Origin of the sequence: Pseudomonas moorei (assembly GCF_008801475.1) — a bacterium.
In the GTDB taxonomy this organism is placed as follows: Bacteria; Pseudomonadota; Gammaproteobacteria; order Pseudomonadales; family Pseudomonadaceae; genus Aquipseudomonas; species Aquipseudomonas moorei.
The window spans coordinates 135,682-149,246 of the sequence record NZ_VZPP01000012.1 but is presented as its reverse complement, the minus strand read 5'-3'; the positions used below and the strand labels follow the sequence as shown (position 1 = coordinate 149,246).

General features: G+C 61.3%; 11 protein-coding genes. 1 reads left to right on the top strand and 10 read right to left on the bottom strand.

Going from position 1 to position 13,565, the window contains the following annotated elements:
- Positions 1–26: 26 nt before the first annotated feature.
- The 10 genes from lysS to F7R06_RS22900 all read right to left on the bottom strand — a co-directional run bounded on the left by lysS (position 27) and on the right by F7R06_RS22900 (position 12,410).
- On the bottom strand, positions 27–1,529 hold the full coding sequence (gene lysS, locus F7R06_RS22945) for a lysine--tRNA ligase (RefSeq protein WP_090316834.1): 1,503 nt from the start codon (positions 1,527–1,529) through the stop codon (positions 27–29).
- A gap of 78 nt (positions 1,530–1,607) precedes the next feature.
- Positions 1,608–2,703 (bottom strand): peptide chain release factor 2 gene (gene prfB / locus F7R06_RS22940; RefSeq protein WP_103403637.1). Its coding sequence is split into 2 segments (ribosomal slippage): positions 1,608–2,630 and positions 2,632–2,703, totalling 1,095 coding nucleotides; the frame shifts between segments, so codons are not numbered across the junction.
- Positions 2,704–2,961: 258 nt separating this feature from the next.
- The gene (locus F7R06_RS22935) at positions 2,962–3,963 is read right to left on the bottom strand and encodes a response regulator (RefSeq protein ID WP_090316830.1); all 1,002 of its coding nucleotides are present in this window, start codon (positions 3,961–3,963) and stop codon (positions 2,962–2,964) included.
- Positions 3,964–4,011: 48 nt separating this feature from the next.
- The gene (gene cheB, locus F7R06_RS22930) at positions 4,012–5,022 is read right to left on the bottom strand and encodes a chemotaxis response regulator protein-glutamate methylesterase (protein WP_090316827.1); all 1,011 of its coding nucleotides are present in this window, start codon (positions 5,020–5,022) and stop codon (positions 4,012–4,014) included.
- On the bottom strand, positions 5,019–7,301 hold the full coding sequence (locus tag F7R06_RS22925) for a hybrid sensor histidine kinase/response regulator (protein ID WP_090316823.1): 2,283 nt from the start codon (positions 7,299–7,301) through the stop codon (positions 5,019–5,021). The genes cheB and F7R06_RS22925 overlap by 4 nt, the downstream gene beginning before the upstream one ends.
- The gene (locus F7R06_RS22920) at positions 7,298–7,981 is read right to left on the bottom strand and encodes a chemotaxis protein CheW (protein ID WP_090316820.1); all 684 of its coding nucleotides are present in this window, start codon (positions 7,979–7,981) and stop codon (positions 7,298–7,300) included. The genes F7R06_RS22925 and F7R06_RS22920 overlap by 4 nt, the downstream gene beginning before the upstream one ends.
- Complete coding sequence (locus tag F7R06_RS22915; protein WP_090316812.1) at positions 7,978–9,249, bottom strand: CheR family methyltransferase; 1,272 nt, start codon at positions 9,247–9,249, stop codon at positions 7,978–7,980. Before F7R06_RS22915 ends, F7R06_RS22920 begins: the two co-directional genes overlap by 4 nt.
- The gene (locus F7R06_RS22910) at positions 9,246–9,782 is read right to left on the bottom strand and encodes a chemotaxis protein CheW (RefSeq protein WP_090316808.1); all 537 of its coding nucleotides are present in this window, start codon (positions 9,780–9,782) and stop codon (positions 9,246–9,248) included. Before F7R06_RS22910 ends, F7R06_RS22915 begins: the two co-directional genes overlap by 4 nt.
- A complete protein-coding gene (locus F7R06_RS22905; RefSeq protein WP_090316805.1) occupies positions 9,782–11,404 on the bottom strand; it encodes a methyl-accepting chemotaxis protein in 1,623 nt (540 codons plus the stop codon). Before F7R06_RS22905 ends, F7R06_RS22910 begins: the two co-directional genes overlap by 1 nt.
- A gap of 283 nt (positions 11,405–11,687) precedes the next feature.
- On the bottom strand, positions 11,688–12,410 hold the full coding sequence (locus F7R06_RS22900) for a tellurite resistance TerB family protein (protein ID WP_090316801.1): 723 nt from the start codon (positions 12,408–12,410) through the stop codon (positions 11,688–11,690).
- 188 nt (positions 12,411–12,598) lie between these two features.
- Here F7R06_RS22900 and F7R06_RS22895 point away from each other — a divergent pair, with 188 nt between their 5' ends.
- Positions 12,599–13,513 carry a LysR family transcriptional regulator gene (locus F7R06_RS22895; protein WP_090316798.1) on the top strand — a complete coding sequence of 305 codons (915 nt, stop codon included), beginning with the start codon at positions 12,599–12,601 and terminating at the stop codon, positions 13,511–13,513.
- The last annotated feature ends 52 nt before the right edge of the window (positions 13,514–13,565 follow it).

Sequence of the window (13,565 nt, the reverse complement as noted above, 5' to 3'; positions counted from 1 at the left end):
AAAAGGCGGCTTTTTAATTAAAACACTTACGCTTGCGGCCGCATGTGCGGGAACAGGATCACGTCGCGGATCGACGGTGAGTTGGTCAGCAACATCACCAGACGGTCGATGCCGATACCTTCACCCGCCGTTGGCGGCATGCCGTATTCCAGCGCGCGAACGAAGTCGGCGTCGTAGTGCATGGCTTCGTCGTCGCCGGCGTCCTTGTCGGCCACCTGCGCCATGAAGCGTTCGGCCTGGTCTTCCGCGTCGTTCAACTCGGAGTAGGCGTTGGCGATTTCACGGCCGCCAATGAACAGCTCGAAACGATCGGTGACGTTCGGGTTCTCGTCGTTACGACGAGCCAGCGGCGACACTTCGAACGGGTACTGGGTGATGAAGTGCGGCTGTTCCAGCTTGTGCTCGACCAGCTCTTCGAAAATCATCACCTGCAGCTTGCCCAGGCCTTCGAAGCCCAGCACCTTGGCGCCGGCCTTCTTGGCGATGTCGCGGGCCTTGTCGATGTCGTTCAGATCGTCAGCGGTCAGCTCAGGGTTGTACTTGAGGATCGAGTCGAACACCGACAGACGCACGAACGGCTCGCCGAAGTGGAACACCTTGTCGCCGTACGGCACGTCGGTGCTGCCCAGAACCAGCTGCGCCAGTTCACGGAACAGTTCTTCGGTCAGGTCCATGTTGTCTTCGTAGTCGGCGTAGGCCTGGTAGAACTCCAACATGGTGAATTCAGGGTTGTGACGAGTCGAAACGCCTTCGTTACGGAAGTTGCGGTTGATCTCGAACACTTTTTCAAAACCACCGACCACCAGACGCTTGAGGTACAGCTCAGGCGCGATACGCAGGAACATTTCCATGTCCAGCGCGTTGTGGTGGGTTTCGAACGGTTTGGCTGCCGCGCCGCCCGGAATGGTTTGCAGCATCGGCGTTTCCACTTCCAGGAAGTCACGCTTCATCAGGAAGCTGCGGATGTGGGCGATGACTTGCGAACGCACGCGGAAAGTCTGGCGCACGTCCTCGTTGACGATCAGGTCAACATAACGCTGACGGTAGCGTTGCTCGGTGTCGGTCAGGCCGTGGTGCTTGTCCGGCAGCGGGCGCAGGGATTTGGTCAGCAGGCGCACGCTGGTCATTTCGACGTACAGGTCGCCTTTGCCGGAGCGGGCCAGGGTACCTTCGGCGGCAATGATGTCGCCCATGTCCCAGGTTTTCACCGAGGCCAGGGTTTCTTCGGACAGGGTCTTGCGGTTGACGTAGACCTGGATACGCCCGGTCATGTCCTGGATCACCATGAACGAGCCACGGTTGAGCATGATACGACCGGCAACCTTGACCGGAATCGCAGCCTCTGCCAGCTCTTCCTTGGTCTTGTCCGCGTACTGCTTCTGCAAGGCATCGCAGTAGTTTTCGCGGCGGAAGTCGTTCGGGAAGGCATTGCCCTTGGCGCGCTCGGCAGCAAGCTTTTCCTTGCGCAGGGCGATCAGGGAGTTTTCTTCCTGTTGCAGGGCTTGCGGGTCGAGTTCTAGGTCGCTCATGTCTTTAAATTTTCCATCAGGTTCGTTGTCCCCGACCTGCGGTCGGGGAGCGCCGGCACGCCGGCTCCTAAAAAAGGGTTACAGGCCGGATTTCAGGCTGGCTTCCAGGTATTCGTCGATGTCGCCATCGAGCACCTTGTCGCAGTCGCTGCGTTCGATGTTGGTGCGCAGATCCTTGATCCGCGAGGCATCCAGCACGTACGAACGAATCTGGTGACCCCAGCCGATATCGGACTTGGTGTCTTCCAGGGCCTGGGAGGCCGCGTTGCGTTTCTGCATTTCCTGCTCGTACAACTTGGCCCGCAGCATTTTCATGGCGGTGTCCTTGTTGGCGTGCTGGGAACGTTCGTTCTGGCAGCTGACCACGGTGTTGGTCGGTACGTGGGTGATACGTACGGCCGAGTCGGTGGTGTTTACGTGCTGACCACCGGCACCGGAGGAACGATAGGTATCGATCCGCAGGTCTGCCGGGTTGATCTCGATTTCCACCTTGTCATCGATCTCGGGGGAAACGAACACCGCAGAGAACGAGGTGTGGCGACGGTTGCCGGAGTCGAACGGGCTCTTGCGCACCAGACGGTGTACGCCGATCTCGGTACGCAGCCAGCCAAAGGCGTATTCGCCCTTGATGTGCACGGTAGCGCCCTTGATCCCGGCGACTTCGCCGGCGGACAACTCCATGATGGTGGCGTCGAAACCGCGTTTGTCGGCCCAGCGCAGGTACATGCGCAACAGGATGTTGGCCCAGTCCTGGGCTTCGGTGCCGCCGGAGCCGGCCTGGATGTCCAGGTAGGCATTGTTCGGGTCCATTTCGTGGCTGAACATGCGGCGGAATTCAAGCTTGGCGAGGTTTTCCTCGAGACGGGCCAGCTCGGCGACCACATCGCCCACCGCGCCTTCGTCGTTTTCTTCGACAGCCATGTCCAGCAGGTCGCGGCAATCGGCCAGACCGGCGTTCAGCTCGTCCAGGGTTTCGACGATCTGGGCCAGCGCAGAGCGCTCGCGGCCCAGTTCCTGGGCGTACTCAGGTTTGTTCCAGACATTCGGATCTTCAAGCTCGCGATTGACCTCGGTCAGACGCTCATGCTTTTGATCGTAGTCAAAGATACCCCCGAATGGTTTCGGAGCGCTCGGACAGGTCCTTGATGGTGTTAAGGATCGGGTTGATTTCCATGGCGGGCAGCACTCGTTGGCGAACTTTTGAAAGCCGGCGAGTATAACGGCAAACGGCCGGAAACGGCAGTCCGCTTGGCTGAAAAGGCAGGGTTTAGGGGAAATGTTGATCGGTTAAAACACCAAACCTGTGCGAGCTCGCTCCGGGCGGCGTTCCGACGATGGCGGTATAACCTTCAACATCGATGTTGACTGAGCCGCCGCTTTCGCGAGCAAGCTCGCTCCCACAAGAAATGCGTTGATGAGCAGAACAGGCGGCTCACCCGATCCCCACCTGATTACGCCCATTCTTCTTCGCCAGATACAGCCCCTTGTCCGCCGCCGAGATCAATTCGCGGCAATGGCTGCCTGCTGCCGGGGTGACGGTCGACAGGCCGATGCTGACGGTCAGGCTGGAGCCTTCGGTCGGGGAAATGTGCGGGATCTTCAGGGCTTCGATGGTCATGCGCAGTTTTTCCGCCACCAGTCGGGCTCCGCCCTGAGAGGTGTTGGGCAGGACCAGGGCGAACTCTTCACCGCCGTAACGGGCCGGCAAGTCCGAAGGCCGGGCGCTGGCATCGCGGATCGCCGCGGCGACCCTGCGCAGGGCCTCGTCGCCTTCGAGATGGCCGAAGGTGTCGTTGTAGGTCTTGAAGTAATCCACATCGATCATCAGCAGCGACAACTGGCTCTGCTCGCGCAGGGAACGACGCCACTCAAGCTCCATGTATTCATCGAAATGCCGACGGTTCGACAGCCCGGTCAGGCCGTCGGAGTTCATCAGGCGCTGCAGCACCAGATTGGTGTCGAGCAACTGCTGCTGGCTCACCCGCAAGGCGCGATACGCCGCGTCCCGCTGCAACAGGGTCATGTAGGAGCGCGAGTGATAGCGGATGCGCGCGACCAGTTCGATGTTGTCCGGCAGCTTGACCAGGTAATCGTTGGCCCCGGCCGCGAACGCCGCGCTCTTGATCAGCGGGTCTTCCTTGGTCGACAGGACAATGATCGGGATGTCCTTGGTCGCCGGGTGATTGCGGTACTCGCGCACCAGGCTCAGGCCGTCCAGACCGGGCATGACCAGGTCTTGAAGGATCACCGTCGGCTTGATGCGAACCGCATGGGCAACAGCCTGGTACGGGTCGGCGCAGAAATGGAAGTCGATGTTTTCTTCGTTCGATAACCCGCGGCGCACCGCCTCGCCGATCATTGCCTGATCGTCCACCAACAACACCATGGCGGCGTTTTCGTCAGTCTTGAAGTCGTCGAGCTGTAAATCAGTCATGTGCGTTCACCTGAATACTGCCTGGGCCAGGATTGCCGGGAAAAGTCGTCATTTAGGGAAAATCTCGAGCAATCGTGGCGCTATTTTTTCCAGCGGGCGAATTTCCATGGCGGCATCGATGGCCGCGGCCGCCTTCGGCATGCCATACACCGCACTGCTTTGTTGGTCCTGCGCGATGGTCAGGTAGCCTTGCTGGCGCATGAGTTTAAGCCCTTGTGCACCATCACGCCCCATGCCGGTGAGCAAAACGCCCACTGCATCGCCGTTCCAGTGATTGGCGACGCTCTCGAAAAACACATCGATGGAAGGCCGATAGATTTCGTTGACCGGCTCGGCGGTGTAGGCCAGCGTGCCGTTTTTCAACAAACGAATATGGTGATTGGTGCCGGCCAGCAAAACCGTGCCGCTTTGCGGCGTTTCGCCTTCCTGAGCCAGGCGCACGTTGAGACCGCTGGCGCTGCCGAGCCATTCGGCCATGCCGGCGGCGAACACCTGGTCAACGTGTTGCACCAGCACGATGGCGGCGGAGAAATCCTTCGGCAGGCCCTTGAGCAAGACCTCCAGCGCCGCCGGCCCACCTGCCGAGGAACCGATGGCGATCAGGCGCTTGGCCGAGGCCGAACCGCGCAACGGACTCGGTGCCGGCCGCTCCCGATGCCCCTTGTCGCCGATCAGCCAGCCGATGTTCATGATCTTGCGCAGCAGGGGCGCCGCCGCTTCCTGGGCATTACCCGCACCGAGGGACGGGGTGTCGACCACATCCAGGGCACCATGGCCCATGGCTTCGAACACCCGGTGCACGTTTTGCTGGCGATCCACGGTGACGATGACAATGGCGCACGGGGTTTCGGCCATGATCCGCCGCGTGGCCTCCACCCCGTCCATCACCGGCATGATCAGATCCATCAGAATCAGATCCGGCGTCTGTTCAGCAGCCTTTTGCACGGCCTCCCTGCCGTTGGTGGCGACCCAGATCACCTGGTGCGCCGGCTCGAAGGCCAGCGCCCGGCGCAGCGCCTCCACGGCCATGGGCATGTCGTTGACGATGGCGATTTTCATGCCCGCGCTCCTCCTATGAGCTCAACCACTGCATCGAGCAGGGCGTCGTCATGAAAACTGGCTTTGGCTAGATAATAGTCGGCTCCAGCGTCCAGTCCACGACGACGATCCTCTTCACGATCCTTGTAAGACACCACCATCACCGGCAGCGATTGCAGGCGATTGTCCCGACGCAACAGCGACACCAGTTCAATGCCGTCCATGCGCGGCATATCAATGTCGGTAATCAACAGATCGAAATCCTCCGAGCGCAGCGCATTCCAGCCATCCATGCCGTCGACCGCCACGGCCACGTCATAGCCCCGATTGAGCAACAGCTTGCGTTGCAACTCACGCACGGTCAGGGAGTCATCGACCACCAGAATCCGCTTGCGGGCCGCCTCGGCGGCCTGGTTGCCGTGTCGGGCAATGCGCTCCAGGCGCCCGGTATTGAGCAGTTTGTCCACCGAACGCAGCATGTCCTCGACGTCGACGATCAGCACCACCGAACCGTCGTCGAGCAAGGCCCCGGCAGAAATGTCCTGGATCTTGCCCAGACGCTCATCCAGCGGCAACACGACCAGGGTCCGCTCACCGATAAAGCGCTCGACCGCCACCCCGTAGATCGTATCGCGCTCGCGGATCACCACGACTTTCAGAGTCTGCTGGTGGCCTTGATTCACCGGGCGCTGCAACAGCTGACTGGCCGCCACCAGGCCAACGTGCCGGCCTTCATGCCAGAAATGCTGACGACCCTCGAGCTGCACGATGTCGGCCGAATCCAGATCGCACATGCGCTCGATGTGGGCCAGCGGAAAGGCATAGGCCTCTCCGCCGACGTCCACCACCAGACTGCGCACCACCGACAGGGTCAGTGGCACTTCCAGATGAAAGCGACTGCCCTCGCCCGCCGTCTGCTCCAGCACCACCGCGCCCCGCAACTGGCGGACCATGTGCTGCACCGCATCCAGACCGACACCGCGTCCGGAGACTTCAGTGACGGTGTCGCGCAGGCTGAAACCTGGCAGGAACAGGAAAGTCAGCAGCTCCTCTTCGCTGAGCTGGGCAGCGGTTTCAGCTGGGGACAATTGGCGTTCGATGATGCTGCGGCGGACATTCTCAAGGTCGACGCCATTGCCGTCATCGCTCAGTTCCAGCACCAGCAAGCCCGCCTGATGGGAGGCACGCAAGCGAATCACGCCCTCGGCCGGTTTGCCCGCCAACAGCCGTTGTTCAGGGGTTTCGATACCGTGATCGACCGCATTGCGCAGCAGGTGCGTCAGTGGCGCTTCGAGTTTTTCCAGCACGTCGCGGTCAACCTGGGTCTTCTCGCCCTCGATTTCCAGACGCACTTGTTTACCGAGACTGCGCCCGAGGTCGCGGACCATTCGCACCTGACCGTTCAAGACATCAGCGAAGGGCCGCATGCGACAGGCCAGCGCGGTGTCGTACAACACCTGCGCGCGCTGGCTGGCCTGCCAGGCGAACTCATCCAGCTCGGCGTTTTTTTCCACCAGCAATTGCTGGGACTCGGCCAACAGTCGACGCGCATCTTCGAGGGCTTCCCGGGCTTCGAGGCTCAGGGCGTGCTCCTTGAGATGGACGTTGAGGTTTTCCAGTGCTCGCAGGCTGTTGTTCTGGATGCGCTTGAGACGCTGCATGGTGGCCAGGTGCGGTTTGAGGCGCAGGGTTTCCACCAGGGATTTGCTCGACAGGTCGAGCAGGCTGTTCAGGCGCTCGGCGGTGACTCGCAGCACGCGCTCGCCATTCTCGGTGGTGCGCCTGGACTTTTTCGGCGCTTGCGCAATCGGCTCGACGGCAGGAGCAGGTTCTTCGGCAAGGGACGCTGGCTCTTCAAGTTGAAGCTCTGCCATCAGGGATGCAGCCGTTGCCGTGACTGGCACGGCAGCAGCCGGATCAAGCAAGCGCCCCATCAAGGCGACATAGGCCTCGATATCCGCTGGCACCGGAGCATTGCTCGGCGTCGCGATGCGCATCAACAAATCGGTGCCTTGCAGCAATGCATCGATGTGTTCGGGACGCAGCAGCAGGCGGCCTTCCTGGGCGCTGACCAGGCAGTCCTCCATCACATGGGCAACGCTGACCCCCGCATCGACCCCGACGATCCGCGCCGCACCTTTGAGCGAGTGCGCCGCGCGCATGCACGCCTCAAGCTGGTCGGCCTGGGTCGGATTGCGCTCCAATGCCAGCAGACCGGCACTCAGCACTTGGGTCTGGGCCTCGGCTTCGAGGCTGAACAGTTCCAGCAAAGAGGCGTCGCGCATCTGCTCGGGGGTCATGTGAGGCTCCGGGTCACGGCGGACAACAGCTGTTCTTCATCCAGCCAACGCAGGCTGCGACCCCTGAATTGCAAGACGCCACGGGTGTACCGGGCACTGGCCTGGGTGCCGGAGCGCGACGCGGCATCGAGGATCTGCTCGTCGATGGCATGAATGCCGTCCACTTCGTCAACCGGCACCACCACGGGCCCGCCATGGGCGGCGATGATCAGCATGCGCGGCATGACCCGAGTGCCGGGGGCGACATTGCTGATGCTGTCGAGCCCCAACAATTCGACCAACGAGAGGCACGCCACCAGCGCACCGCGCACGTTCGCCACGCCGAGCAAGGCGCCGGAGCGCTGATGCGGCAGCGAGTGAATCGCTTGCAGTGGCGCGACTTCAACCAGACTGCGAGTGGCCAGGCCCAACCATTCTTCGCCGAGGCGGAACATCAACAGCGAGCGGGTTTTCACCTCGCTCTCCACGGCGCTGGACACCTGCACGCGGTCGTCCTGCTGCAAGGCATAACGATCCAGCAGGCGCGTGGCGGCGGCCGAATACACGGCGCAATTGCGGCAATGAATGTGTTCGCTCAGCAGCGGGCAGGACTTGTCGCCATGGATACCGATACGGTTCCAGCAATCGTCGATGGCCTGGGCATCTTCACGGGTGACGCTAAAGGTGGCGGAGGCGATCATCGTTTGCGCTCACTGTCAGCGGCGCGCTCGCTGCGGGCGGCGCGGTCCTGTAATCGTCTGGCTCCCACGGTGTCGCCCTGGGATTGCAGCAAGGCTGCCAGGTGCATCAACGCGTCGGGATGTTGCGGCTCGAGGTACAACGCCTTGCGATAAAAACCCTGGGCTTCCAGGACACTGCCGGCCACATCGCTGAGCAACCCGAGCCAGTAAAACACCTGAGCCACAGGTTCGTGGCTGCGCAAGTAACTTTCGCACGCGGCACGGGCTTGGGCACTCTTGCCTTCGTTGGCCAGCGAAGCGATGTTGGCCAGCAGCGTGACAGCGTCGGCACCGTCAGTTTTTGCCGTATGCGCTGTCGGCGCCACGGACGCGAACGGGCGTCTGTGTACTGGCGCCGGCACCACGTTGCGTACCGGTCGCGGCACAGGCAATGGCGCAGGAACCATGGCCGGTAAAGGCTCGGGCTCCGCCGCGTGATGACGGCTGAAGGCAAAGGACTGTGCAATGCCAATGGAGCGCATGCCGAACCGTCCCAGCAGGCTGCCTTCGGCCGGGCCGATAAACAACACACCATCGACGTGGGTCAGGCGCTTGAGCACTTCGAAAACCTGCTGTTGCGTGGTCTGATCGAAATAGATCAGCAGGTTGCGACAAAACACGAAGTCGTAGGGTGGCTCGTTGGCGAGCAACGCCGGATCGAGCACGTTGCCGACCTGAAAACGCACTTGATCCAGCACCCGGCCATCGAGGCGAAACCCGTCGTTTTCTGCCACGAAATACCGGTCGCGAAAGGCAATATCCTGCCCACGGAACGAATTCTTGCCGTAGAGCGCGCGCCGGGCTTTTTCCACCGACAGCGGGCTGACGTCCATGCCGTCGACCTTGAACTGGTGCGGCATGAGCCCGGCATCCAGCAACGTCATGGCAATCGAATAGGGTTCTTCGCCGGTTGAGCAAGGCAGGCTGAGAATCCGCAAAGCACGCAGGTTGTTGATCTCGGACAGGCGTTTGATCGCCAGTTTCGCCAGGGTGGCGAAGGACTCCGGGTAACGGAAAAACCAGGTTTCGGGGACGATCACCGCTTCGATCAGCGCCTGCTGTTCGTCTCGGGAACCCTGCAAGGTTTGCCAGTATTCATCGGTGGTCAACGCATTGGACGCGGCGCTGCGCTGGCGCAATGCACGCTCGATGATGGCGGGCCCCACGGAGGTGACGTCGAGGCCGATGCGTTCCTTGAGGAAATCGAAAAACCGCTGATCACCGCTCATGACCGCTCCTCAAGCAGCGCCAGATCCAGCGGTGGCGACGGGAACAGCAGCGCGCGGACCTGATCGTCCAGCAAGTCGGCGACCCGCACCCATTGCAATAAACCCTGCGCATCTTCGCGCACAGGCCCGAGGTACGGCGCCTGGCGGTTATCGAGGCCGTAGGGCTGAAAATCCGCCGGGTTGCAACGCAAGGTGTCAGTGGCCTGTTCCAGAATCAGCCCGAGCAATTTCGGCGCGGCGCGTTCATCCGCGCGGTAATGGACCAGTACCAGTCGCGTACTGGTTCGAGCCTGGGCCGGGATACCAAACGTCAAGGCGCACAAGTCGATCACCGGCACCACCGCACCACGACAGGCGAATACCCCGGCGACCCAGTGCGGCGCGTGGGCAATCGGCTTCAGCGGCAGGCGCGGCAGCACTTCCGCGACCTCGGTGGCTTGCAAGGCATAGCGCTCGCTGCCGATGCGGAACACCAGAAACAACGCATGCAACGCCTGCTTCACGGCAGGGCGTTTGGCCGTGAGTTCGCTCATCAGACTTTGAATCGCGAGACGCCGCTACGCAGCCCCACGGCCACCTGACTCAGCTCGTCGATGGCGAAACTGGCCTGACGCAGGGATTCGACGGTCTGGCTGCTGGCATCGCCCAGTTGCACCAGGGCGTGGTTGATCTGTTCAGCGCCGGTGGCCTGGGCCTGCATGCCCTCATTGACCATCAACACGCGCGGCGCCAGCGCCTGAACCTGATGGATGATTTGCGACAGCTGCTCGCCAACCTGCTGCACTTCGGCCATGCCGCGGCGCACTTCCTCGGAGAACTTGTCCATGCCCATCACACCGGCCGACACCGCCGACTGAATCTCGCGCACCATCTGCTCGATGTCATAGGTGGCGACGGCGGTCTGGTCCGCCAGACGCCGCACTTCGGTCGCCACCACGGCAAACCCGCGGCCGTATTCCCCGGCCTTCTCGGCTTCGATCGCCGCGTTGAGCGACAGCAGGTTGGTCTGGTCGGCGACTTTGACGATGGTCACCACCACCTGATTGATGTTGCCGGCCTTCTCGTTGAGGATCGCCAGTTTGGCGTTGACCAGATCGGCCGCCCCCATTACCGAGTGCATGGTTTCTTCCATGCGCGCCAACCCCTGCTGCCCGGAACCGGCGGCCACCGAGGCCTGATCGGCAGCGGTGGAGACCTCGGTCATGGTGCGTACCAGATCACGGGAAGTGGCCGCGATTTCACGGGAGGTCGCGCCGATTTCGGTCGTGGTGGCGGCGGTTTCGGTGGCGGTGGCCTGTTGCTGCCTGGACGTGGCGGCGATCTCGGTGACCGACGTGGTGACCTGCACCGACGAGCGTTGGGCCTGGGACACCAGCGAGGTGAGTTCGGTCATCATGTCGTTGAAGCCGGTTTCGACCGCACCGAATTCGTCCTTGCGCTCCAGGTTCAGACGATTGCTGAGGTCGCCGGTGCGCATCACTTCGAGGATGCTGACGATGCGGTTCATCGGCGCCATGATCGCGCGCATCAACAGCAGGCCGCAGAGGCCGGCAGCCAGTACGGCAACCAGCAGAGAGATGCCCATGCTGATTTTTGCCGTGACCACCGCGTTATCGATGGCCACTATGTCCTTGTCTGCCACCACTTTATTTTCATGGATGATGTCGTTGAGTTTCATGCGGCCTGCCGTCCAGGCCGGGATCAGCTGCTCATTAAACGTCCTGATGGCGTCTGCTGCCTGATTGCGCTTATGCAAATCGAGTACAGCCGCTAACGCATTGTTGTAATCGGCATGAATCTTTTCGAAGGCGACGAACTCGACCTTGTCTTCTTCGGTAGTGATGGTGGCGCGATAGTTACTGATTTCCTCCTGCAGACGCGCTTCGTATTTTTTGTAATCTTCGACATCTTCTTTACTGATGCCCGAACTTTGCTTCAAACCCAGCAACTCCTGGGTCTGAATGAAACTTTCGGACCAGGCGCCGCGAATCATCGAGCTGTAATACACCCCCGGCAACGCGTCATCACGCACGCTGGCTTCGCTTTCCTCGATTTTCAATAACCGTGAATAAGAGGCGACGACCATCAACAGCATGATGGCGATAATTACCGCAAAGCTCGCCAAAATGCGTTGGCGCAACGTCCAGTTCTTCACAGTCAGTCCTCGGGGGCCATTTCAAATGCTGGGGAGTATAGCCGAGGGCGGTGTTTCATTTATAAGACGCTTGTGCACCACTTCTCATCCCGCCGAAATAGGCAGGACCGGCTCTGGATCGGGACTTTGCGCCATGGTTCAGGATACTGGCCAGTGGCGTTGTGCAAGAAGGGGGCGTGAATGGGCCATGAATGACGTTGTCGTGGCTCAAAAGGCTTCTCTGGCAAGCCAGCTAGAGATCGATTCTGTAGAGCTGGCTTGCCGGTGAAGACAACCGGAAGGGCTACACCGAAGCCTGCCGGACCTGCTTCTCCAGCTCCGCTTTCAAACCCGGTTCCAGCTTGAGCTGACGTGCCAGTTCATCCAGGTAGGACTTTTCCATAAAGCTTTCCTCGTCCACCAGCATCACACTGGCGATGTACATCTCGGCGGCCATCTCCGGGGTGCTGGCCGCGCTGGCGACGTCGGCCGGGTCCAATGGCTTGTTGAGTTCGGCGTGCAACCAGTGCGCAAGCGCCTGATCGTTGTCCAGCCGGGCGAACTCACCCTCAATCAATTCGCGTTCGCGCTCGTCGATATGACCGTCGGCCTTGGCCGCCGCCACCAGGGCCTTGAGAATGGCCTCGCTGTGCTGCTCGACTTGCGCCATCGGTAAACGGTCAAGGGTTTGCGGCTCATGCCTGGGTGTCGTGCCCTGCTGGGCCTGCCAGTTGCCGTATGCCTTGTAGGCCAATACGCCCAGCGCCGCGAGGCCACCGTACACAGCCACCTTGCCTCCGACTTTGCGTGCCTTCTTGCTGCCCAGCAGCAAACCCATGGCGCCCGCCGCCAGTGCACCGCCGCCAGCGCCCGAAAGCAGACCGCCAAGCCCGCTCGAGCCACCACTGCGGCCCCCAAGCATTCCGCCAAAGCCAGCGGACGTCTTGTTCTGCGTGCCGCCCGCCTTGTTCTGCAACAAGTCCTGGCCAGATTTGAGTAGCTGATCGAGCAATCCGCGGGTATTCATTTTCCGCCTCCATAAAAGGTGTAACCGGATTTGAGGCCCCAGCCTAGTTCGAAAGTGCCCGACCGCCGCCAGGGAGAGTGCTTCCAGATGTTGCTCTGGCGCTTTCGCTTACCGCTTGAAGCCTGTTTCGGTTTTTTAGATATACACTCGAACAAATCGATAAAAACCGCCCACCGGGTACGCTTCCCATGATGACCTTGCGTCAAATCCGTCATTTCATTGCCGTGGCCGAGACCGGCTCGATCTCCGCCGCCGCGCAAACCGCCTTTATTTCCCAATCCACCCTGACCCTGGCCATCCAGCAACTGGAGGAGGAAATAGGCGTCAGCCTGTTCAGCCGTCACGCCAAAGGCATGACCCTGACCCACCAGGGCCATCAATTCCTGCGCCAGGCACACTTGATCCTGGCCACCGTGGACAACGCCAAACGCAGCCTGCAACAGAGCACCGACCAGGTCGCCGGACAGCTGATCATCGGGGTGACCAGCCTGGTGGCCGGTTATTACCTGGCGGACTTGCTCACCCGCTTCCAGCGCGCCTACCCCAATGTCGAAATCCGCGTGATGGAAGACGAGCGCCCCTACATAGAACATTTGCTGGTCAGCGGCGAGATTGATGTCGGCGTGCTGATCCTCTCCAACCTCGAAGACCGCCACGCCCTGCAGACCGAGGTACTGACCCACTCACCCCACCGGCTCTGGCTGCCCGCCCAGCACCCGCTGCTGGAGCACGACAGCATCAACCTGGCCGATGTCGCCCGCGAGCCGTTGATTCAATTGAACGTCGATGAAATGGACCGCAATGCCCAACGCATGTGGACAGCAGCCTCACTGCAACCGCGCATTACCTTGCGCACCGCCTCGACCGAAGCCGTGCGAAGCCTGGTGGCCGCAGGCCTTGGCGTGTCCATTCAACCGGACATGACCTACCGCCCCTGGTCACTGGAAGGCGACATCATCGAGGCGCGGCCGATTGCCGACCTCAGCCAGACCCTCGACGTCGGCCTGGCATGGCGGCGCGGCACGGCGCGCCCGGCCCTGGTCGACCCGTTCCTGACCGTCGCCCGCGAACAACCCCACGGCGGACGCAAGCCATCTATTTAATCGAACGCCACCTTCAGTATTTAGTATTTGTCGACCTCGGGTCCGCGCACTA